Below are 20,807 nucleotides of genomic sequence, written 5' to 3' on the forward strand. Positions count from 1 at the left end.
TCTTGTTCCCACGAAAGTGGGCAGGGACACCGAATCAATTCGGGTCCTCCCGCCGTACGCTGGTATTCACGCCCACGAGTCGGGTTGCCACACTCTCTGGTTGTGCGTCAGAAAGGATAAAGGACTTAGTAACGGCTATTGAAGCCGCGAGTATGAAAGCTGTCGTCCTCGCTGGGGGGTATGCGACTCGACTGTGGCCCATCACGAAAAATCGGCCCAAGATGTTCCTCCCCGTCGGCGACTCGACCGTCATCGACCAGATATTCGCGGAACTCGAAGACGACGACCGCGTCGACGAGGTGTTCGTCAGCACGAACGAGAAGTTCGCGCCCGAGTTCGAAGCCCACCTCGCCGACAGCGACTTCGAGAAGCCGAAGCTCTCCGTCGAAGACACCTCCGCGGAAGACGAGAAGTTCGGCGTCGTCGGCGCACTCGCCCAACTCGTCGACCGTGAAGGCGTCGACGAAGACCTGCTCGTCATCGCGGGTGACAACCTCATCAGCTTCGACGTCTCCGACTTCATCGACTTCTTCGAGGCGAAAGACGCCCCGACGCTCGCCGCCTACGACGTGGGCTCGAAACAACTCGCGAAGTCCTACGGCCTCGTCGAACTCGACGGCGAGCGCATCGTCGACTTCCAGGAGAAGCCCGACGACCCGAACAGCACCCTCGTCTCTATCGCCTGCTACGCCTTCACCGCCGACACGGTCGGCCTCCTCGACGAGTACCTCGCCGGCGACAACAACCCGGACGAACCGGGCTGGTTCGTCCAGTGGCTCCAGAACCGCGAGACGACGTACGCCTACACCTTCGAGGGCGCGTGGTTCGACATCGGGACGCCGGAGTCCTACCTCGACGCCGTCGCGTGGTACCTCGATGGGGAGAACTACATCCACGAGTCGGCGACCATCGAGGGGTCGACGCTCGGCGACAACGTCCACGTGATGGCCGACGCGACCATCGTCGACAGCACCATCGAAGGGTCGGTCATCTTCCCCGATGCGACCATCAAGGAGACGGAGATTCACGACTCCATCATCGACGAGCAGACACACCTCGACAATCTCGACCTCTCTGGTGCCCTCATCGGCGCACACACGCGAATCACGAACGGCTACTGACGCGGCCACACTGGCACCAATACGGTACTCGCGGTCGCAGCGACGAGAAGTATATCGTCTCCAGAACCGTTCTATATCGTATAAGTCAAGCGTATTTGACTTACGGCTGAGTAAAACGAGAGACGCGCGTGGGTGAAGCCGACCGGACAGTACTCCGATTCGTGCGTTCGTTTTCGTGAGTAATCGCTCCTTACCGGCAAGCGGCGGCGGCGGGAGAGTCGAGATGGCATATTATCAAGTATATAATTACAACGACACTGGTCGTCGATTTGAGCGACCTACTGGGGAGTACGAGAATGGGACGAAACACAGCTAACGGAGTTTCGGTGGTGATGGTGGCGTTACTGCTGGTAACGTCGACGGTCGTCGGCACCGGTGCCGTCGCAGCACCGACCACCACGGTACAGTCTGGGACTACACAGCTAGAGACGACGGCATCGACCACGTCGACACAGTCGCCGCCGACGACACTGCCATCGTCCGAAGGGGCCGTGATCTATCGGACGAACGTCGGCGGGCCACGCATCGCTGGCGGCGACGGCCCGGATTGGGAGACCGACGACCGGTATCTGGTCGCCGGTGGCGAACAGAAGAGCGCCCCCGCGCCACCGGACGCGATTCACGACTCGGTGCCGGCGTGGGCACCGGCGTCCATCTGGGAGTACCAGCGCTGGGACCCGGCGAGCGGCGAGGAGATGCAGTTCGAATTCGACGTGCAGGCGGGCCAGCGCGTCGAAGTGCGACTCTACCTCTACGACTCCTACAGCGGCACGAACCAGCCGGGTGACCGCGTCTTCGACGTCAATTTCGAGAATCAGACGTTCTCGAACGTGGACATCGTCGACCGATTCGGCGACCAGACCGGCGGCATGGTGTCGACGAACGTCACGAGCGACGGGACGGTCGACGTGGACTTCGCACACGTCGTCGAGAACCCGCAGGTCGCCGCCATCGAAGTGGCGACGGTGGAGCCACAACCGGATAGACTCGGTGGCCGGTCGAGCGTCGATTTCGGAACCGTCGTCACGAACGAGACGGTGACGAAGCGAGTCACCGTCACGAATCTCGGCGGGGCCAACGACACGAACATCACGCTGAACGGTGCGACCACGACTGGCGACGACGCCTTCACGACCGCGTTCACTGGAAACGTGACGCTCGCTCCGGGCGAGTCGACCACCGTGCCGGTGACGTTCGCACCGACGACCGCGACGAACGCCAACGGGACGCTCGAAATCGACCACAGCGGGTCGAACTCACCGATGCCGGTCGAACTCACTGGCGAGGGCTCCGAGACCGTGCCGGTCGGCTTCGGACTGAGCGGACTGGACGGTATCGACCTGGCGAACCCCACGTCGCTCGACTTCGGCCCGGACGGCAGGCTCTACGTTGCCGAGATGACTGGCGCGATCAAGGCGTTCACCATCACGCGAGAGGGCCCGAACAACTACACCGTGACCGATACCGAGGTCATCGACGAAGTCCAACGAATCCCGAACCACGACGACGACGGGACGTACAACCCGAACGTCACGACCCGGCAGGTCACCGGCATCACCGTCGTCGGGAACGCGTCGAACCCAGTCGTCTACGCCACATCGAGCGACCCGCGCGTCGGTGCCGGGAGCAGCCACGCAGACAGCGGCCTCGACACGAACTCGGGGACCGTCTCGCGTTTGACGAGAGCGAGCGACGGCGGCTGGGACCACGTCATGCTCGTCCGCGGCCTGCCCCGCTCCGAACTGAATCACGCGACGAACGATTTGGAGTACGACGCCGAGCGAAACGTCCTCTACGTCGGGCAGGGCGGCCACACGAACAAGGGCGCGCCCTCGGACAACTTCGCGCTGACGCCCGAGTACGCGCTCACTGCTGCGGTCATCGAAGTCGACCTCGACCAGCTCGATGGACTGGCAGCGAAAGACGCCGCCAATTCGAACGCGACGTACCTGTACGACCTGCCGACGCTACAGGGGACCGAGACCCCCTTCGGCGGGCAAGACGGCCAGAACATGGCGATGTGGACCGCAGACAGTCCCGTCGACGTGTTCGCTGCAGGATTCCGGAACCCCTACGACGTGGCGCTGACGCCGGATGGGACGCTGTACGCGACCGACAACAGCGCGAACCCCGGCTGGGGTGGCATCGTCGCCGACGAGGGCCCGGCCGGCATCTGTACGAACCAACAGAACGAACAGGACGAGTTCTCGCCACCAGGCCTCTACCGTGTCGAGCAGGATGGCTACTACGGCCACCCGAACCCGACCCGCGGGAACCCGAACAGCACCTTCGGCGCGGCGGTCGAGGCCGGTCTGCACGATTCGGCCGAGTGTGACTATCGGTCGCCGACCGGCGATTCCGAAAGCGCTGCACTCGAAGTGTACGACCCGTCGCCGCAGGGGATGGACGTCTACACCGCCTCGAACTTCGGCGGACAGATGCAGGGCGACCTCCTGCTGGCGATGTGGAACACGGGCGCAGTCCAGCGCGTCGAACTGAACGCATCCGGGACCGGCGTCGTCGCGTCCGCACCGATATTCGAACACATCGGGAACAACCCGCTCGACGTCCACGCACAGGGTGACGACGAGACGTTCCCGGGCACCGTGTGGGCCGCCACCTACGGCAGCAACGAGATAACGGTGTTCGAACCGAACGACTACGACGGCAGTGCCAGTGCAGCCTGTATCGCCGACGACCCGTCAGACCCGGCGTACGACCCAGAAGCCGACGACGACGGTGACGGCTACACCAACGGCGACGAGAACAAAGTCGGAACGAATCCGTGTTCGCAGGCCTCGCAACCGGCAGACAGGGACAACGACTTCGTGCCCGACTCGCTCGACAGCGACGACGACGAGGACGGCCTCAGTGACGCGGTCGACCCGTTCGCCATCGACCCGGCGAACGGTCTCGATACGACGCTCCCGGTCGACCGGCAGTTCGAGCCGGGACAACACCCGAACTCGCTGTTCGGCCTTGGGTTCACCGGCTTGCTGACTGACGGTGAACGCCCGTATTCGGCCCTGTACAACGCCTCGAAGGTCCGCGCTGGCGGGGCCGCCGAGAAGATGTCCGTCGACGAGGTGCCGTTCGGGACGGCCCTCGGGGACGAGAACTCCCTGACCTACGGCTTCCAGTACGGGGTCGCCGCCCCGGCCAATCCGTTCGAGATTCACGGGACCGTCGTCACGCCGTTCTCCGACGACATGACCCCCGAGAACGGGCAGGCGGTCGGCATCCAGTTCGGCCCGGGTGACCAGGACAACTACCTCAGCATCTCCGCGACTGCGACCGACGCCGACGGAAACCCCACTGGCGGCGTGCAGGTCGTCCGTGAGGTCGACGGCGTCGCCGAGACGACGACGCTGTCCGAACCGGCCGTCGTCGGCAGCGGCCAGACCACCGACCTCTACCTGACCGTGGATCCGACGACCGACCCGACGCCGGACGACGGGACCGACCACGTCGCGGTGACCGCCGAATACGCCATCGACGGCGGCCAGCGTGTCGCCTTCGACGAGCCGTTCGCCGTGCCGGCGTCCTGGGTCACCGACACGTCGCAGGGCACCGCAGTCGGTCTCGTCAGCACCGCTCACGGTGCTTCGTCGACGTTCTCGGCGTCGTGGGACCGACTCTCTGTCTCGCTCGTCGAAGACGAACCAGACGAGCCGGACGACCCCACCGAGCGCGAGGTCGTCCACCGCGTGAACGCGGCCGGTCCCACGGTCGCCGCGACCGACGACGGGCCGGACTGGAGCGCCGATAGCGCGAACTCCCCGAGCCAGTTCCTGACCTCGGGCGGGCGCGCGTCGGCCGGTCTCGCACAGCCGGGAACCATCGACTCGTCGGTCCCTTCCAGCACGCCCGGCGCAGTCTGGGAGAGCGAGCGCTGGGACCCGAGCAGTGGCGATGAGATGCGCTACGACTTCCCCGTACAGGCCGGTGAGACGTACGAATTCCGGCTGTACGTCTACGATAGCTACTACAAGACGAGCGAAGCGGGTGACCGCGTGTACGACCTGGCCGTCGAAGGCGACGCTGTCACCGACTTCGACGTCATCGAGCGCTACGGCGACGACACCGGCGCGATGGTCTCGTTCACCGTGACGCCGACGGATGACAGCCTCGACGTGGACTTCCTGCACGGCGCGGCAAACAATCCGATGGTCAACGCCATCGAAGTCGTGCAGGTCGGTGACGGCGGTAGCGGTGGCGGCGATAGCGGCGGCCCGACGGCCGACGCAGGTGCAAACCAGTCGGTCGACGAAGGCACCGCAGGTGTCCAACTCGACGCGACCGGCTCGACCGGTGACGGCCTGTCCTACGGGTGGACAGTGGTCGACGACGGCGGCACCGGTGTCACCCTCTCAGACGCGACCGCGGCGACCCCGACGTTCGACGCCCCGAGCGTCGACGCTAACACGACGCTCACGTTCGCAGTCGAGGTGACCGACGGTTCGGGTGCGACCGACAGCGACACGGTGTCCGTGACAGTTCGAGACACGGATTCGGACGAGCCAGCCGAGGGCGAAGTCGTCTACCGGGTGAACGCGGCCGGTCCCACGGTTTCGGCGACCGACGGCGGGCCGGACTGGACCGCCGACTCCGCGAACTCGCCGAGTCAGTATCTGACCTCGGGTGGACGCACGTCGACCGGCCTCGCACAGCCCGGAACCATCGACGGTTCGGTACCCACCGGGACGCCGGGCACCATCTGGGAGAGCGAGCGCTGGGACCCGAGCAGCGGCGAGGAGATGCGCTACGACTTCCCCGTGCAGGCTGGCGAGACGTACGAAGTTCGTCTGTACGTCTACGACAGCTACTGGAAGACGAGTGCTCCTGGTGACCGCGTGTTCGACCTCGCTGTCGAAGACGAGTCCGTCACCGACTTCGACGTCATCGAGCGCTACGGCGACGACACCGGCACGGTGCTGTCAGTGACGGTCACGCCGAGCGACGACACCCTCGACGTGGACTTCCTGCACGGACTCGCGAACAACCCGATGGCCAACGCCATCGAAGTCGTGAAGGTAGCCGACGCGCCCGATGCACCCGACGAGGACGAAATAGTCCACCGCGTGAATGCGGCCGGGTCTACCGTCGCGGCGACCGACGGCGGGCCAGACTGGAGCGCCGACACGAGCAATTCACCGAGCCAGTATCTCGTCGCTGGCGGCCGTGCGTCGACTGGCCTCGCGCAGCCAGGAACCATCGACGCTTCCGTGCCCGCCGGAACGCCCGGCGAACTCTGGGAGAGCGAGCGCTGGGACCCGAGCAGCGGCGAGGAGATGCGCTGGGCGTTCGACGCAGAGGCTGGCGAGACGTACGAAGTCCGGCTGTACGTCTACGACAGCTACTACAAGACGAGCAATCCCGGCGACCGAGTGTTCGACGTGACCGCAGAAGGCGAGTCGGTCCTCACCGACTTCGACACCATCGACCGCTTCGGAGACGACACCGGCGGGATGGTGTCGTTCGAAGTCACGCCAGCGGACGACATGCTGAGCGTCACGTTCCGCCACGGCGCGGCGAATCACCCGATGGTCAACGCCATCGAAGTGGTCCGCGTCGACGACGGGAACAGTACTACTGTGAACACGACCGTTTCGACTGCCTGAGGACGCGAGTCAGCGGTCTTCACGCCGCTCCCACTCCGGCGCAGGGTCGCGGACCTCGGCACTCTCCTTGGCGACGATTCGCAGGTAGACCCAGCCGACGACGACGACGATGACGACAAAGGAAACCAGCAGGTAGACGAGGGCCATCCCGGTCTCGTTGAGGGCGACGGACGCGAGCAATAGTGCGAGTGTCAGCCCCAGTCCGACGACGACCGCGATGAACTTCCGAAACCCCAGAAGGTGCCCGATGAGGTCGCTCATACGCGATGGGTTCACCCGAACTCACGTCACTGTTCGGGTCCGCACCGCTGGCGGCTGGCAGGCGATTCCCCGCAAGGCGTTTTCCGATGGCCGTCGTAGGCCTGCCCATGGCACTCACACTGTACGAACTGGAAGGCTGCCCGTGGTGCGAGAAGGTCAACGAAGACTTGCAAGAACGCGGTATCGACTACGAGAGCGTCTGGGTCGAGGGCCTGCACTCGAAGCGCGACGAGGTAAAACGCGTCTCCGGACAGCGCGCAGTTCCCGTGCTCGTCGACGACGACTACGGCGTGACGATGAACGAATCGGCGAACATTCTGGAGTACATCGAAAAGACGTACGGCGAGTGAACTGTCGAGCGTCTCGAAGATATCCACCCGGGATTCTACCGACATTGGTGCGACAAATATAGAAATACCGACAGTATTTTCTGTGGCTGCGGTGAAGTCGAACGTAGATGCCCTCCACCAGTCGCCGTCGACTACTCGCAGCACTCGGGACCGCCGCGACTGCCGGTCTCGCAGGGTGTAACGACACCGTCTCCGGTTCCGGCGAACCGCCAGCCGGGAGTATCCAGTTCGTGAACGAGCACGACCTGCCGCACTCGGTCGAGTTCGTCGTCATCGCCGTCGGCGATAGTGTCGGCGACGATACGGGACCGCAGAACGACAGCGAGTCCGAGTATCCGTGGCTTCGCGGCCAGACTGCGGGCGCGTGGCTCGAACCCGGCGAGACGAAGACGTACGAAGAAGCCTTCCATTTCGACACCACGTATCTCGTCGAATTCACTGTCGACGACGAGCAACCACCACACAATCGAGTCTCGTTCAGTCCGACCCAATCAAACAGCCAGCGTGGACATTTCCTCGGTGGACGGGTCGACGCGAACAACGAGTTCGCGTGGGTCGTGAGCAGTACCGACGATACGGGCGACGTTCGAGAGCTGTAGTGAGCCGACCACGCGGACCAGGCCGCGTCAGAACTCGGTGACGACCGGAATCCCGACGGTGTCGAAGTCGCTCATCCGCGACAGCGTCTCGGGCACGTCGTCGAGCGACAGTTCCTCACTCACCAGTCGTCCCGGTTCCAGCTTTCCGGAATCGACCATCCGGAAAATCTCCTCGTAGTCGGTCGGCGGCATGCCGAAGGAGGCGAGGAAGTCTATCTCCTGCATCACCATCGCGTCGCTCGGAATCGTCAGGTTCCCCTGCTCGTTCCCCGTCGTCAGCCCGATTTGGACGTGCTCGCCGCGACGGCCGAGCGACCCGATGGCGTTCTGGCACGTCTCGGGCACGCCGAGCGCATCGACCGACACGTCACAGCCGCCACCGACGAGTGCTTTCACGTCGCTCGGAACACGCTCCGAATCCGCCGCGTTCAGCGTCTCTCGCGCGCCGAGTTCACGCGCCTTTTCGAGTTTGTCCTCGCGGATGTCCACCGCGACGACGTTCGCGCCGAGGGCGTCGGCGATGTGGACCGCCGACAGGCCGACGCCGCCACAGCCGTGGACTGCGACCCAGTCCCCGGGCGCGAGGTCGGCGCGGTGAGCGAGGCCGTGGAACGCCGTCATGAACCGACAGCCAAGGCTGGCCATGTCGCGGAAGTCGACGCCGTCTGGCAACTTCGCCACGTTCACGTCCGCTTTTCGGACGGGGAACGCCTCGGCGAACGCGCCCGGGGCCACGTCGGCGAAGCCGAGCGGAATCACGCTCTCGCAGACGTTCGCGTGGCCGGTTCGGCACTGGTGACAGGTACCGTCGGCGAGGTGGAACGGGACGGCGACGCGGTCGCCCGCTGCGAGCGTTTCCACGTCTTCGCCGACGCTGGCGACGACCCCGGCGGGCTCGTGCCCGAGGACCTGCCCAGGTGGTGCCTGCGCGCCGACCCAGCCCCAGTCGCCCTGCCACGCGTGCCAGTCGCTCCGGCAGACGCCACAGGCGCGTGTCTCGACGACCACCTGGTCGGGGGCTGGTTCGGGGTAGTCCACATCCTGTATCTCCAGTGGTTCGCCGTGCTCGGTGAGGACTGCGGCTCGCATGTGTCAGTTGTTCCCACGGTGGCGTAATGAGTGTACGCCCGCGTCGAGGGAGCCGGTCGTAAATGGTTAAGTGTAGTTGTGGAGTAACCGTACACGAGTGAGCACCCACCCCGCCGACCTCCTCGCGCTGTTACACGACGAGTACGCGCGGTCGATACTGCTCAGCACGAGTGCCCAACCGATGTCTGCAAGCGAACTCAGTGAGACCTGTGACATGTCGCGTTCGACGGTGTACCGGCGCGTGGACGACCTCTCGGATCACGGATTACTCCGGTCGTACACGCGCCCGGACCCCGAGGGCCACCACCACACCGTGTACGAGGCCACCGTCTCACGGGTCGAATTCGAGTTCGACGACGGTGACCTCGCCGCGACGGTCGAGGGTGACGAAGACGACCAGTCGACGGGGGAAGCCGACGCGGCGGACCGATTCACCAGTCTCTGGCGCGGTGTCCGAGGTGACGACGGATGAGCACACCGCTGCTGGCCGCGAAACTGTTCGCGGTCGCACTCGGCCTGTTCGTCGCGGTCCAGAGCTATCGTGGCTATCGCCGCAACGAGAGCGAGCCGATGCTCTACCTCGCCATCGGCTTCGTGTTCATCAGCCTCGGCGGGGCCGCAGACTGCAGCCTGTACGGGGCACTGGGCGTCACGAAACCGCTCGGTGGCTACCTGCCGACCTGTCTCACCACGGTCGGACTCGGAACCGTCGCCCTCTCGCTGTATCGGTGAGTCGGCCACGTCGCGTCACCGGAGCCGACACGTCGTCGGGTCGCCGGCTCTCCCGAGGAAGAACAGGAGCAACAGCACGCCGCCGACGCGGAGGAGGTCCCCGTGAAACGGCATCGCAGCGAGCGCCCCGGCGAAGCCGAACAGGCCGAGGACGCCCGCCCCACAACCGGCGCAGCCGGACGCGAGGAGTCCCGGAATCGTGCCCCCGAGTCCGCTCGTTCCGGAGAGTCCTTGGGTACGTATCTGGGCGACGGCATCGACGACTGCGATGCCCGTCAACAACGCGTAGACGACGATGAGTGCGAGTGCGAACTGCCCGTTCGAACGGAGTGTTAGGCGCGTCAGCGAGACCAGGACCGTGTCGAAGTAGTGGAGGCCAGCGCCGAGCATCTGGGCGCTGTACGACGGGAAGGTGCTCAGCACGAGCACACAGTACGTCAGGACGGCGACCGCGAGGGCGGCGGTGGCGCGGCCGAGTGACCCGAACGGGTAAGTCACGGCGGCCCAGAGGTCCGTGCCGAACGACCGGAACCGGCTGTCCGAGACCGCCACAGTCACTCACCCGTCATCGACTTCACGACGCTGGCGAACCGGGTGTACGGCTGTGCCCCGTTGATGGTCTGGGTCTCGTCGGCGTCGCGGTCGTGGAACAGGAACGACGGCGTGACGGCGATGCTGTGGTCCTTCGCCCGGTCCACGTCCGCACGCATCGACGACTTCACCGACTGTTTCTCGCCGTCGAGACAGGACGCGACAGCGTCGCGTGAGACCCCGTCGACCGATTCGGTGATACCCAAGAGTCGTTCTTTCGTCGCCCACCCGGAGTTCGGCTTCTCTTGGGCGTCGAAGACGGCCTCGTGCCAGTCGAGGTACACCGATGGGTCGTCGTCGCGGACCTGCCGCCAGACACACTTCGAGTGGGCGGCAGCACGGAACGACGCCGACCCGATGTTCGGGAGTTCTAGATAGACGAGTCGGACGGTCCCGCCGGCGACCGCGTCCTGTACGAGTTTCGGCCGAGTGTTCACCTCGAAGCGCTTGCAGAACGGACACTGGAAGTCGCTCCAGTAGTAGAGGTCGACGGGTGCGTCCGCCGACCCCTGCACGGGGTTCCCGTCGAGCGACACGCCAAGTGGTGTCGTCTGGGAACTGGTCCGGACCGTGGTACTGTTCGACTCGTCGCTACTGGACTGAGACGAGCCGTTCGCAGTCGGCGCTCCTGAGTCGTCGGTGCCGCCTGCACCGGAACGCTCGTTCGAAGAGTCGGTGGTACCGAGACCGAGAGCCGCACAGCCGGCGAGCGCCGACAGACCGGTCGTCCCGAGAGTGGTGAGGGCAGCACGTCGCGTCGGGCGTGGGAAACGTCGCGAGTCCATCACGCTCTCCTTCCCGGCCTGCAGATAAAGGGGCGTGACCAGTGTCGCTGTCCCGGCAGACCGACGAAACGTTCAAGTTACTCGTCGACGCGGACCAGTTCGTCCACAGTCGGAATCACCTCGCTCGACTCCGTAATCTGGCTCATACGCTCAGAATGCTTCCGAGCGGCGTACGCCGCTAGTCCGCTGGGCGCGACGCCCGGCTGGTCCTCGGCGGCCGCACCGGAGACGACGCGCTGAGTGAGCAACGCCAGTTCCGTCGTCAACTCGTACAGTTCCTGCGGGTCGACCTTATCCGAGTCGACCAGTTCCTTCAGCTTCGCCATGCCGAAGCCGACGTGGCGACCCTCGTCCGAGCGAATCTGCTGGAAGCCGTCGACGAGTCCGGGCAGTTCGGGGACGCCCTCGACGCTCCCGTCGAAACTGTGCTGGACGCCGTAGTAGCCGGTCTGAGCGAGGATACCCTCGATGGTCAGGTGGTAGTGGCAGTACGCCTCGGCACGGGCCTGTGGTGAGTCGTCGTCGAGCAGGCGATGCATCGCGGCGTCGTTTCGCTCGAACAGTTCTCTGTAGGCGTCGGTGAACCACTTCGGGTCGCGTGGGTCAGTCTCTTCCTGTCCGCGTCGGGCTTCTTCGGGGTTGATGACCTCGCTCCAGTACCGGTCGAAGAAGTCGGCGTGTTTGGCCTCCTCGTACAGCTGCGTTGTTACGAACAACTGGTCGTTCACGTCGGAGAGGACGACGCCGAGGGGCGCGAGGTCCTCCGTGACGGCCGTCTCGCCCGCACCGAACAGCGCGAGCGTCGCGCGCAGTCGCGTCAGGGTGGGGTCGTCGAGTCGCTGGATGTGTTCGCGGTCCGTGTCGAGGTCGACGTCGGCGGGGTCCCAGTGGCGCTCGACCGCGTTCCGGTAGTAGCGGTACGACCGACTCTCAGGGTCGATACCGCCGTCGGGGTCGAAGGCTGTGGTCATGTGTCACAGTTCGCACGCCGGGTGAAAAATTCTACCGCCGTTCAAAGTTATGGGATGTTCTCACCCGGTCGATATCGGCGGACGTATCCCGCTCTGGTCATACCGTGACAATCGATGACGCAACTCGACGATTACTGGGGTGTCGGGCCGAAGACGCGCGACCTCCTCGCGTCGGAACTCGGGGAGGACCGCGCCATCGAGGCCATCGAGTCGGCCGACGTTCGGACGCTGGTGACGACCGGACTCGCCCGCGGTCGGGCCACGCGCATCCTCCGACGGGCGACCGGTGGGGCCGGGATGGACGTGCTGTCGACGGGCGACGCGCGGTCGGTGTACAAAGACCTCATCGACCTCGCCAGTCGCCGTGCGGTCACCGAGGACGCGGCCGACAGCATCCGCGTGCTTACGCCGCTCGATTCGCAAGACGCGATGGAGGCACGGCTGGACGACGTGACCACTGCGCGCGAGACGTGGGACTCGCTCGACGCGGAGGAACCAGCAACCGTCCTCGCCGCCTTCGAAGCCTACGACGACGCCGGCGGTGGCGAAAAAGCGGCGGTCGAAGCCGCACTGGACCTCCTCGACACGGGCGTCTCGGGCGGGGTGTTCGCCCCGCTCGCCGACCTCGACCGTGAGGGGCTGGAGGACGCTGCGACCGCACTCGGTGCGCTGCGTGATGGGCGTGTTTCCGAAGGCGCTGACGACAGACTCGACCGCTTGCGCGACGCGCGGGCGGCCATCGAGACGATGGACGCGAACGCGGATTCGGTCATCGAGCGGGTCCGAGACGACGGGGCGCGCACGACCGGCGAGTTCAGTGAGGCGTTCGTCGACCACGTTCGCGCGGAGACCGGCGCGGATAGCGAACTCGTCCGAGACGCCGTGTCGGAAGACGCCCGCGACGTGACCGACTTCGTGAGTTCGACCCTCAGAAGTCTTTCCTCGTCGCTCCGCGAGGCGGTGGACGACCGCGAACGCGAGGTACGCGTCGACCTCCAGCACGCCATCAGCGACGCACGCGGCGACGTGGACCGGGCTGTGAGTGCCGTGAGCGATATCGCACTCTCGCTCTCGCTGGCGCGCTTCGCCAGCGAGTACGACCTCAGTCGGCCAGAATTCGTTTCCGGCGAGGCGACCGTCGCCGTCGAGAGCGCGCGAAATCTCGACCTCGTCTCCCGCGGCGAGGACGTGCAGTCGATTCGCTACGCGCTCGGCGACCACAACCTCGGAACCCCGCCGGGCGGCGAGCGCGTCGCGGTCGTCACCGGGGCGAACTCAGGCGGGAAGACGACGCTGCTCGAAACCGTGTGTCAGGTCGTCCTGCTGGCGCACATGGGTCTCCCTGTCCCGGCCGACCGCACCGAACTCACCACGTTCGACGACGTGGTGTTCCATCGGCGTCACGCCAGTTTCAACGCTGGCGTCCTCGAATCGACGCTCAAATCGGTCGTTCCACCGCTGACCGGCGACGGCCGGACGCTGATGCTCGTCGACGAGTTCGAGGCCATCACGGAACCGGGCAGCGCGGCCGACCTGCTTCACGGGCTCGTGACGCTGACGGTCGACCGGGACGCGCTCGGCGCGTTCGTCACCCACCTCGCGGACGACCTCGAACCGCTCGGGCCGGAGGCCCGCGTCGACGGTATCTTCGCGGAGGGCCTGACGCCAGACTTAGAACTCGAAGTCGACTACCAGCCCCGCTTCGACGAGTTAGGCAAGTCGACGCCGGAGTTCATCGTCTCGCGGCTGGTCGCCAACGCCAACGACCGGGTGGAGCGGACCGGCTTCGAGACGCTGGCTGCGGCCGTCGGCGACGAACTCGTCCAGAAGACGCTCTCGGACGCGGAGTGGTCGTAATCGGTCGGCGACTGCGGAGAATCAGACTTTTTTGTTGCTCGGAATCACGCGCTCGTCGCCGGTGTTCGCCGTGACCCGGCCGCCGAGTCCCCAGGCGAAGACGAGCATTCCGGCGACGAACACGCCGGCGGCGGCGAGTACGTGTGTCAGTGGCGGTGTCGCGTAGCCGAAAAACGGCCCCTTCGCGACGTACCAGCCGGAACCGAGTGTCACGACGGTACCGACGAGCATGAGCAGCGTTCCCAATATCCGTCCCATGTCCTGTCGCTCACCGGCCATAAAATTAAATATACTGCAAATTTCTCCGTCGGAAAGAAGGATTCGTTTCACGAAGCGACGACGGCGCACGAATGCGGGGAAAACCGCCTTTCACACGCAACGGCCAGCCGCATCCAGTCGACAAGTGAAGAGACGGTATGGCAGACATCGGAAACCCCGCCGGGTTCGACCTCGCCACGGTGTTGACTGGTTCCGGCGTGACGCTGTTGCTCTCGGCCGGAATCACGAAGTACGGCGATCAGTTCCGGTTCACTGCGGCCGAGCTGTACGGTATCAGCGGTGCCATCCTCTGCCTCGTCGGCGTCGCGTTCGGCTTCTTCCTCGTCGCATCGGGAAATCGATAACTACGCCACGGGCGCCCGTGGCTGGGTAGGAAACTGCACAGCCGAAAAGAACAGCGAGGTACGTGGACCTGATGACCGAGTCAGATTCGGCCCCGACCGAGGGTTCGCCTCGGTCGAGCGAATCGACTCAGTTGATGTCGATGCTGCGGCCCGAGCGGCGCGACTCCGCTTCGACCAGCGGCATGCGGACTTCGAGAACACCGTTGCGGTAGGTCGCACTGATGTCGTCGGAGACGATTTCGCGCGGGATGCTGACACGCTCGCTCATGCGGCGGGCGCTGCGCATCCAGACGTTGTCGGCGGACTCAGCGGCCGCGCGCTCTGCGGAGACGTAGAGCATGCCGTCTTCGTAGGTGCAGTCGATGTCGGACTTCTCGTAGCCCGGCATGTCGAGAACGCAGACGTAGCAGCCCTCGTCCTCGGTGAGGCTCATGCCGCTTCGGTCGTAGCCACGCATACCGAGCCAGTTGCGGCCCGAGTCGGTTTCGTCGTCGTATCGGCCGTCGTACTCGGGTGTCATGCCCATTCGGCCGGCACGCATCTGTTCGAACATACGGTTCATGTCGTCGAATACGCGGTTCATGTCGTCGAATCTGTTGAATGCCATGGTGATCGAACAGTAGTACAACCCATAAGTAGATAAATATGTGTGGACAGCTGTTAACACAGTTCTAAAGTCTATTTTGGAAGGATACGGTAAAAAATGTCTTCTAACTAGGTAGAGCAGAAAACAAAATAATCGTTACGAACGTGGCCGCGGGTTCACGTCTCGCGGCCACGATTTGTCAGGGAAGTCGAATCCACTCTGCGTGTCGCTTAGTCGCGAATGGAGACCGTGGTCCCAGTCCTGCGGGACCCTGACCCGAAGGGAAGGTGGACCTCGAGGACACCGTTGCGGTAGGTCGCACTGATCTCGTCGGTGTCGATGTCACGCGGGATGTACACGCGCTCGCTCACGCGGCCGGCGCGGCGCATCCAGTAGTTGTCGGCACCGTCACGACCCTCGCGGCGGGCGTCGACGTAGAAGTACCCGTCCTCGTAGGTGCACTCGATGTCGGACTTCTCGAAGCCCGGCAGGTAGAGCAGGAAGACGCACTCGTCGCTGCGCTCGATGAGCTCACAGCCCGGGCGAGCGTACAGCACGGTTCCCTCGATGTCGCGGCGTCCCGAGCCACCGGACGCACCGGGCATGTAGCCGCCGTACGGGGAGTACTGGCCCTGCGAGCGGCTGCCGTACCACTGCGGAGCGTTGTAGCCGTATCCCTGGTAGTCGCCGCCGTTACCGCCCTCGTAGCCCTGGGGCTTGTAGCCCTGGTAGGTGGTTCCCTGACCCTGGTAGGCGGCGCCCTGGCCCTGGTAGGAGCCTCCCTGGTAACCGCCGTTGCTGCCTTCGAACCCTTGCGGCTTGTAGCCCGGGTAGCCGGCACCCTGGCCCTGATAGCCGGCACCCTGGCCCTGGTAGCTCATACTCTGACCCTGGTAGCCGCCGTTGGGTTCGTAGCCGTACGGTGCGTAGCCATACGCGCCGTAGGAGCCCATCGGATAGCCCTCGAAGAATCGAGGCATATAGCCTCCTCGCGGCCCGTACTCGGACCGGCCACGGCCGGACTCGTCCCACGATCGATCACCACGACCGTCGTAGTCTGTGGGCAAGTCGTACCAGTTCTCTCGCATCATGTCGTAGAACCGGCCCATGTCGTTGTAGAATCGCTCGAATTGACTGTACATGCGGTCTGCGTTTGGCGTTGTTCGGGTTGCCATAAGCATCAGAACATAGGTGTATTACCAATATAAAGTTATGTCAAGGTGAGATAGTCTGTAGCTACCCAATGAAATAAGAGCGGTTGAGCGGTCATGGCACGCTATGATTTATTCGTGCTTAAACCCCCATATTCGGCCCTCCTGGCCATATTAGGGAATTTACAGAACGTGGAGGACTGCCCGGAATAGAGGCGATTTATGTTAAGCAACACCACAGCAAATGACAACAATATTTCATCGAAAACACCATCAAGATTCGAAGACGTATCAAAATCCAACACAATTTCGACCATGACTATCGCTACTTCTAGGGCTACTCCAGCGAGTCGGCAGCCTCCCGGAACAGGCCGTCGAGGATTTCTGGAGTCGTCGGGTGGTAGGACCGGTCCGGCACCTCGCGCACGTCGAGGCCCATCTCGACGGCAAGTTGCATCGTCTTCGCCATCACGTCGGCGTGGTAGTGCAGCCCCTGATAGCCGAGAACGGTCCCGTCGTCGGCGTCGACGACGAGCGAGGCCAACCCTTCGGGCACGTCTTTCGTCTTGAACACGCCGTCGTCGCTCGCCTCGCGCGACACGTGGACGAAGTCGAGGCCGGCGGCTTCGGCCGACTCCTTCGAGTGGCCGACGCGGGCGAACGGGTAGACACCGAGGCCGGAGAAGATGACGTGGTGGTGGACGTTCTCGTAATGGGTGAGTGCCTCGCCGCGGTCGTGCGCGAGGACGTTGTCGGCCGCGGTGAAGCCCTGTTCTTTGGCGACGTGGAGAATCGGCTCTCGCCCGTTGGCGTCGCCGACGACGAAGACACGCTCGTCGTCGCGCGCTTGCATCGTGTCCTCGACCCAGTCCGCCTCGGGGTCGAGTGCGGTGTTCGAGAGGTCGAGACTGTCTAAGTTCGGGTGGCGGCCAGTGAACAGGAACAGTTCGTCGGCCTCGTGGACCTGCTCGTCGCCGTCTTCGTCGGTGACGTACAGCCGAACCCCGCCGTCGTCCATCTGTTCGAGTCGCTTCTCGTGGGTGTTCCGCAGCACGTCGATGTCCCAGTTGTCCTCGTAGATGTCGAGTGCAGCGTCGCCGAACGGCGCGTCAGCCTCGTCGATAGGTCGGTCGTCGTGTTCGACGACGGTGAGCGAGGTACCTGCCTCCGCGATGTACGGCACGAGTTCCATACCGATGTAGCCAAAGCCCATCACGAGGCCCGAGTCGGGGAGGTCGGTCGCATCGAGCACGTCCGCGCTCGACATGAACGACACGTCCTCCATGCCGGGTAACTCGGGGACGTTGAGGACGGACCCCGTGGCGATGACGACGTAGTCTGGTTCGATAGTCTCGCCACCCACCGCGATGACCCGGTCGTCGACGAACCGCGCCGTGTCGTGGACGAACTCGACGTTCTCTCGTTCGGCCAGTTCGTGAATCGACGACCGGCGGTGTTCGGCGAACGAGGAGACGTGTTCGTCCTTCGTGGCGACGACCCGTTCCAAGTCCACGTCGGGCAGGTCGCCGACCAGCCGGTGGTCGTGTCGGGCCTGGAACCGGTGTGCGCCCGCGGAGAGGACCTCTTTCGAGGGCATGCAACCTCGCAGGATACAGAGACCACCGCCCGGCTCCCCGTCGTCGACGAGCGTCAGTTCGACGCCGGGCTCGTCGGCGAGTTCGCCCGCGACGGCCGCGCCTGCGCTCCCGTACGCACCGATGATAGCGACGTGTGGCATGGTCGAAACGGTCGACAGCGAGGGCTAAAGCCGTTGGCCTCGTGTGCGTGGGTTGCACCTTCTCCCGACGTTGAGAGTGCCGGCGGGGCGGTGCGTGCTGCCGTCAGTCCGTCTGTCAGTCCGTCCGTTCCAGCGGGTGCCGGACGATGTACACGTCGTACTCGTCGTCCGCGGCGACTGTACTACCGACGCTTCCGAGCGAGGAAACGAGTCGTCCTGCGTCGTCGCTCCCGACGAAGACGACCGACGCGTCGGCGTCCCGAGCGACCTGTCGGAGCTTGGTCGCGATGGTTCCGGGCGACGGCGACGCGCCGGTACGCACGTACTGGAACGAGGCGTCTGGGGCGAGGGACGCGACGGCCGTTCGCAGGCTTTCGGCCGCCGCCTCGATGGAGAACGGCGTGTCGGCGTCGAGCCAGCCGTGGTCGCTCGCGTACGCGTCACTGTTGGGCACCACGGTCACGACGAGGACGTCCTCGTCCAGTGGCTCGCTCAACGCGACGGCGCGGTCCAGTGCGGCCCGCGAGAGCGGGCCGTCGTCGTAAGGCACGACAAAAGTCATACGAGAACGTCCGTACTGGACCGCGATAAATCGATTCGCCGCTACGGGCACCGAGCGCCCTACCGCGAGATAGAGCCGGCCCGTTCGCTGATGACCTGTTCGACCTCCCGCTTCGTGACCGTGGCCACGTCGCCAGGGATGGTCCGTTTCATCGCCGCGGTCGCCGCGGCGTACTGCAGCGACTTCGGCACGTCGTCGCCCGAGAGCCGCCGCGCGAGGAACGCCCCCGTGAAGGCGTCACCGGAGCCGATGGGGTCGTGCGTGTCCGTCTCGAACGCGTCCTGTCGGTGGATGACGTTGTCGTGCCACGCGAGCGCGCCGTTGGCTCCGCGCGTGACGACGACCGTCTGGAAGTCGTACTCGCTGGCGAGGTGATGTGCGAGCTGTTCGGGCTTGCCCTCGTAGTCGAGGACGCGCTCTGCGTCTTTCATCCCGATGATGAGCACGTCGATGCCCTTCCAGAGACGCGTGAGCGTCGAACGCGCCGCTTTGGGCGTCCACAGCTTCGCCCGGTAGTTCACGTCCATCGCGGTCATCGTCCCGGCCTGGCGGGCCACGCCGATGAGGTTCATCGTCGTCTCGCGCGCCGTCTTCGACAGCGCGGGCGTGATGCCAGTCGTGTAGAACGCGCTGGCCTGTCGGATGCGGTCCAGATTGAACTCGCCCGCCTCAGCCTGTGAGACGACCGATTCCGCCCGGTCGTAGACGACGTTTGTCCCACGCGGCTTGCCACCGTGTTCGAGGTAGTACGTCCCGACGCGACCCTCGTCGGCCCACACCACGTCCACGTCGATGTCGTGTTGGCGAACGCCGTTGGCGACTCGCCGCCCCGGCGGATTGTCCGGGAGCTTCGACATCCACGACGCGACCGCGCCCATGCGCTCGGCCGCGATAGCCGCGTTCGACTCTGCGCCAGCCGCGTGAACCTCCAGCGACTGCGCCGTCTCGACCCGGCCGTCGTCCGGCGGCGAGAGTCGTAACATCGACTCGCCGAAGGTGACGAGGTCGTCACTCATCGGTCTCACCCGCTCCTGATTGCACGGTCCCACCCTGCTGTACGACAGTCCTACTCGCACGCATCATGCTCGCGTGGACGGACGGGCCGAGTATAAGTGTCCCCTCCTCAGGCGGAAAGAATTGCGCCGGCGTCGTGCTCTGCGACCCGCACCTCGTAGCCGAACGCCTGCATGACCGATACGTTCGTCTCGACGTGCGGCGTGACACGCGGGATTCGCAACTCGCCGCCGCAGAGCGCGAGGAGGAGTGCGAGCTGGTCCGCCGTGTGCTCGTCGACGACCGGGGAAGCCGCGTGCTCGCGGAATTCGGTGGCCTCGGTCGCGGCGACTTTTCCGACGTCTTCGGCCGGTTTCCCTGGTTCGCCGAGCGTGTCGAACCCCGCCGTCGTCTCCGCGTAGTCCAGTCGGACACAGACTGCGGACCCGGCACACGGCGAGTCGACCGTCCGGACGACGCGCTCGGTGGTCGGTACGTCGAGGTCGGGCACGGCAGCAGTCGCCTGCCGCGCCGCCACGTTCGCTCCTGCGAGGTCCGCCGACTCGGTCGAGTAGACGCGAACTCCCTGCAACTCGCCACGCTCGGGGATGGCGATGGGGTCCGGGTCCGAGGGCGCGAGGTGAAGCGTCGCTTCGCCGCCACCGCGTGGGTAGAAGCCGGCTCGCTGCTCTTCGACCGCCGCGAACAGCCCGAACCGCCTGCAGAGCGGGAGTTTGACGTGCTGGTAGTGTGCCATCGTCGGCGACCACTTCACGTCGGTCCCGCCGGTGACAGTCACGGAGAGTGGGCCGTCGAGGGCGACCGCGAGCGGGAGCAGCGTCTCGAAGACGAGCGTGATGCTCCCGGCAGTGCCCACGTCGACAGAATACTCGCCGGGAGTGAGGTCGCCCGGTTCGAACACGAGTTCTTCACTCTCGATGGCTGCCCCCTCGACCGTCGCATCGCAGACGGCCGCGATGGTCTCGACGGCCGCGAGGTGCTGTGGCTTGAGGCCAGGTGTCGGGCGCGACCCTCGAATGTGCTCGATGCGGACAGGCTCCCCCGTGAGTGCCGACAGGGTGAGCGACGACCGGAGAATCTGGCCGCCGCCGTCGCTGCCGTCGATGACTCGCATACGACACGGGTTCGACCTGTCGGGAAAAACACGTTCCGGTGG

At 65.0% G+C, this 20,807-nt stretch carries 20 protein-coding genes; 8 read left to right on the forward strand and 12 right to left on the reverse strand.

What is annotated here, in order from left to right; all coding sequences use genetic code 11:
- Positions 1-152 precede the first annotated feature (152 nt).
- Entirely contained in the window at positions 153-1,121 is a 969-nt protein-coding gene (locus ACSC1P_RS15560; RefSeq protein WP_435361111.1) for a nucleotidyltransferase family protein, read from the forward strand.
- A 332-nt stretch (positions 1,122-1,453) separates the two neighbouring features.
- Entirely contained in the window at positions 1,454-6,742 is a 5,289-nt protein-coding gene (locus tag ACSC1P_RS15565; RefSeq protein ID WP_435361112.1) for a malectin domain-containing carbohydrate-binding protein, read from the forward strand.
- Positions 6,743-6,751: 9 nt separating this feature from the next.
- Here ACSC1P_RS15565 and ACSC1P_RS15570 read toward each other — a convergent pair whose 3' ends face one another.
- The gene (locus ACSC1P_RS15570; protein ID WP_435361113.1) at positions 6,752-7,003 is read right to left on the reverse strand and encodes a hypothetical protein; all 252 of its coding nucleotides are present in this window, start codon (positions 7,001-7,003) and stop codon (positions 6,752-6,754) included.
- Between the two features lie 107 nt (positions 7,004-7,110).
- Here ACSC1P_RS15570 and ACSC1P_RS15575 point away from each other — a divergent pair, with 107 nt between their 5' ends.
- Entirely contained in the window at positions 7,111-7,353 is a 243-nt protein-coding gene (locus ACSC1P_RS15575) for a glutathione S-transferase N-terminal domain-containing protein (RefSeq protein WP_435361114.1), read from the forward strand.
- 107 nt (positions 7,354-7,460) lie between these two features.
- On the forward strand, positions 7,461-7,952 hold the full coding sequence (locus ACSC1P_RS15580; RefSeq protein WP_435361115.1) for a hypothetical protein: 492 nt from the start codon (positions 7,461-7,463) through the stop codon (positions 7,950-7,952).
- Positions 7,953-7,979: 27 nt separating this feature from the next.
- Here the strand turns inward: ACSC1P_RS15580 and ACSC1P_RS15585 are convergent, their stop codons facing one another.
- Positions 7,980-9,041, reverse strand: a complete 1,062-nt coding sequence (locus tag ACSC1P_RS15585; RefSeq protein WP_435361116.1) for a zinc-dependent alcohol dehydrogenase family protein — start codon at positions 9,039-9,041, stop codon at positions 7,980-7,982.
- A 97-nt stretch (positions 9,042-9,138) separates the two neighbouring features.
- Here ACSC1P_RS15585 and ACSC1P_RS15590 point away from each other — a divergent pair, with 97 nt between their 5' ends.
- Positions 9,139-9,513, forward strand: coding sequence for an ArsR/SmtB family transcription factor (locus tag ACSC1P_RS15590; RefSeq protein ID WP_435361117.1), 375 nt, complete (start codon positions 9,139-9,141; stop codon positions 9,511-9,513).
- The gene (locus ACSC1P_RS15595) at positions 9,510-9,773 is read left to right on the forward strand and encodes a DUF7521 family protein (RefSeq protein WP_435361118.1); all 264 of its coding nucleotides are present in this window, start codon (positions 9,510-9,512) and stop codon (positions 9,771-9,773) included. Before ACSC1P_RS15590 ends, ACSC1P_RS15595 begins: the two co-directional genes overlap by 4 nt.
- Before the next feature lie 15 nt (positions 9,774-9,788).
- On the opposite strand, the gene ACSC1P_RS15600 is transcribed toward ACSC1P_RS15595, so the two are convergent.
- The 3 genes from ACSC1P_RS15600 to ACSC1P_RS15610 form a co-directional block, all read right to left on the reverse strand.
- On the reverse strand, positions 9,789-10,325 hold the full coding sequence (locus ACSC1P_RS15600) for a hypothetical protein (protein ID WP_435361119.1): 537 nt from the start codon (positions 10,323-10,325) through the stop codon (positions 9,789-9,791).
- Positions 10,326-10,327: 2 nt separating this feature from the next.
- Positions 10,328-11,149, reverse strand: coding sequence for a DsbA family protein (locus ACSC1P_RS15605; protein WP_435361120.1), 822 nt, complete (start codon positions 11,147-11,149; stop codon positions 10,328-10,330).
- A 77-nt stretch (positions 11,150-11,226) separates the two neighbouring features.
- Positions 11,227-12,120 carry a ribonucleotide-diphosphate reductase subunit beta gene (locus tag ACSC1P_RS15610; RefSeq protein ID WP_435361121.1) on the reverse strand — a complete coding sequence of 298 codons (894 nt, stop codon included), beginning with the start codon at positions 12,118-12,120 and terminating at the stop codon, positions 11,227-11,229.
- Between the two features lie 114 nt (positions 12,121-12,234).
- Between ACSC1P_RS15610 and ACSC1P_RS15615 the strand changes: the two genes are divergently transcribed.
- A complete protein-coding gene (locus ACSC1P_RS15615; protein WP_435361122.1) occupies positions 12,235-13,977 on the forward strand; it encodes a MutS-related protein in 1,743 nt (580 codons plus the stop codon).
- A gap of 21 nt (positions 13,978-13,998) precedes the next feature.
- On the opposite strand, the gene ACSC1P_RS15620 is transcribed toward ACSC1P_RS15615, so the two are convergent.
- Positions 13,999-14,235: a hypothetical protein gene (locus ACSC1P_RS15620; protein WP_435361123.1), complete on the reverse strand. Its 237-nt coding sequence runs from the start codon at positions 14,233-14,235 to the stop codon at positions 13,999-14,001.
- Positions 14,236-14,393: 158 nt separating this feature from the next.
- Here ACSC1P_RS15620 and ACSC1P_RS15625 point away from each other — a divergent pair, with 158 nt between their 5' ends.
- On the forward strand, positions 14,394-14,600 hold the full coding sequence (locus ACSC1P_RS15625) for a hypothetical protein (RefSeq protein ID WP_435361124.1): 207 nt from the start codon (positions 14,394-14,396) through the stop codon (positions 14,598-14,600).
- A gap of 127 nt (positions 14,601-14,727) precedes the next feature.
- Here ACSC1P_RS15625 and ACSC1P_RS15630 read toward each other — a convergent pair whose 3' ends face one another.
- From ACSC1P_RS15630 to rtcA, 6 genes are all read right to left on the reverse strand, one after another.
- Positions 14,728-15,207 carry an Hsp20/alpha crystallin family protein gene (locus ACSC1P_RS15630; protein WP_435361125.1) on the reverse strand — a complete coding sequence of 160 codons (480 nt, stop codon included), beginning with the start codon at positions 15,205-15,207 and terminating at the stop codon, positions 14,728-14,730.
- 209 nt (positions 15,208-15,416) lie between these two features.
- Positions 15,417-16,361 carry an Hsp20/alpha crystallin family protein gene (locus ACSC1P_RS15635; RefSeq protein ID WP_435361126.1) on the reverse strand — a complete coding sequence of 315 codons (945 nt, stop codon included), beginning with the start codon at positions 16,359-16,361 and terminating at the stop codon, positions 15,417-15,419.
- 313 nt (positions 16,362-16,674) lie between these two features.
- Entirely contained in the window at positions 16,675-18,075 is a 1,401-nt protein-coding gene (locus tag ACSC1P_RS15640; protein ID WP_435361127.1) for a dihydrolipoyl dehydrogenase family protein, read from the reverse strand.
- 115 nt (positions 18,076-18,190) lie between these two features.
- Complete coding sequence (locus ACSC1P_RS15645) at positions 18,191-18,637, reverse strand: universal stress protein (protein WP_435361128.1); 447 nt, start codon at positions 18,635-18,637, stop codon at positions 18,191-18,193.
- A gap of 59 nt (positions 18,638-18,696) precedes the next feature.
- Complete coding sequence (gene kdgK1, locus ACSC1P_RS15650) at positions 18,697-19,653, reverse strand: bifunctional 2-dehydro-3-deoxygluconokinase/2-dehydro-3-deoxygalactonokinase (protein WP_435361129.1); 957 nt, start codon at positions 19,651-19,653, stop codon at positions 18,697-18,699.
- A 107-nt stretch (positions 19,654-19,760) separates the two neighbouring features.
- Positions 19,761-20,765: an RNA 3'-terminal phosphate cyclase gene (gene rtcA, locus ACSC1P_RS15655; RefSeq protein WP_435361130.1), complete on the reverse strand. Its 1,005-nt coding sequence runs from the start codon at positions 20,763-20,765 to the stop codon at positions 19,761-19,763.
- Between the last annotated feature and the right edge of the window lie 42 nt (positions 20,766-20,807).

This window comes from Haloarchaeobius caseinilyticus, from assembly GCF_051207395.1.
Classification (GTDB): Archaea; Halobacteriota; Halobacteria; order Halobacteriales; family Natrialbaceae; genus Haloarchaeobius.

Excerpts from the sequence above, each read along its gene's own strand:
- ACSC1P_RS15565 (WP_435361112.1), top strand. The coding sequence starts at position 1,454 with ATGGTGGCGTTACTGCTGGTAACGTCGACGGTCGTCGGCACCGGTGCC.
- ACSC1P_RS15630 (WP_435361125.1), bottom strand. The coding sequence starts at position 15,207 with ATGGCATTCAACAGATTCGACGACATGAACCGCGTATTCGACGACATG.
- ACSC1P_RS15595 (WP_435361118.1), top strand. The coding sequence starts at position 9,510 with ATGAGCACACCGCTGCTGGCCGCGAAACTGTTCGCGGTCGCACTCGGC.
- ACSC1P_RS15625 (WP_435361124.1), top strand. The coding sequence starts at position 14,394 with ATGGCAGACATCGGAAACCCCGCCGGGTTCGACCTCGCCACGGTGTTG.
- kdgK1 (WP_435361129.1), bottom strand. The coding sequence starts at position 19,653 with ATGAGTGACGACCTCGTCACCTTCGGCGAGTCGATGTTACGACTCTCG.
- ACSC1P_RS15635 (WP_435361126.1), bottom strand. The coding sequence starts at position 16,361 with ATGGCAACCCGAACAACGCCAAACGCAGACCGCATGTACAGTCAATTC.
- ACSC1P_RS15560 (WP_435361111.1), top strand. The coding sequence starts at position 153 with ATGAAAGCTGTCGTCCTCGCTGGGGGGTATGCGACTCGACTGTGGCCC.
- ACSC1P_RS15580 (WP_435361115.1), top strand. The coding sequence starts at position 7,461 with ATGCCCTCCACCAGTCGCCGTCGACTACTCGCAGCACTCGGGACCGCC.
- ACSC1P_RS15610 (WP_435361121.1), bottom strand. The coding sequence starts at position 12,120 with ATGACCACAGCCTTCGACCCCGACGGCGGTATCGACCCTGAGAGTCGG.
- rtcA (WP_435361130.1), bottom strand. The coding sequence starts at position 20,765 with ATGCGAGTCATCGACGGCAGCGACGGCGGCGGCCAGATTCTCCGGTCG.
- ACSC1P_RS15605 (WP_435361120.1), bottom strand. The coding sequence starts at position 11,149 with ATGGACTCGCGACGTTTCCCACGCCCGACGCGACGTGCTGCCCTCACC.
- ACSC1P_RS15640 (WP_435361127.1), bottom strand. The coding sequence starts at position 18,075 with ATGCCACACGTCGCTATCATCGGTGCGTACGGGAGCGCAGGCGCGGCC.
- ACSC1P_RS15575 (WP_435361114.1), top strand. The coding sequence starts at position 7,111 with ATGGCACTCACACTGTACGAACTGGAAGGCTGCCCGTGGTGCGAGAAG.
- ACSC1P_RS15570 (WP_435361113.1), bottom strand. The coding sequence starts at position 7,003 with ATGAGCGACCTCATCGGGCACCTTCTGGGGTTTCGGAAGTTCATCGCG.
- ACSC1P_RS15620 (WP_435361123.1), bottom strand. The coding sequence starts at position 14,235 with ATGGGACGGATATTGGGAACGCTGCTCATGCTCGTCGGTACCGTCGTG.
- ACSC1P_RS15645 (WP_435361128.1), bottom strand. The coding sequence starts at position 18,637 with ATGACTTTTGTCGTGCCTTACGACGACGGCCCGCTCTCGCGGGCCGCA.
- ACSC1P_RS15615 (WP_435361122.1), top strand. The coding sequence starts at position 12,235 with ATGACGCAACTCGACGATTACTGGGGTGTCGGGCCGAAGACGCGCGAC.
- ACSC1P_RS15585 (WP_435361116.1), bottom strand. The coding sequence starts at position 9,041 with ATGCGAGCCGCAGTCCTCACCGAGCACGGCGAACCACTGGAGATACAG.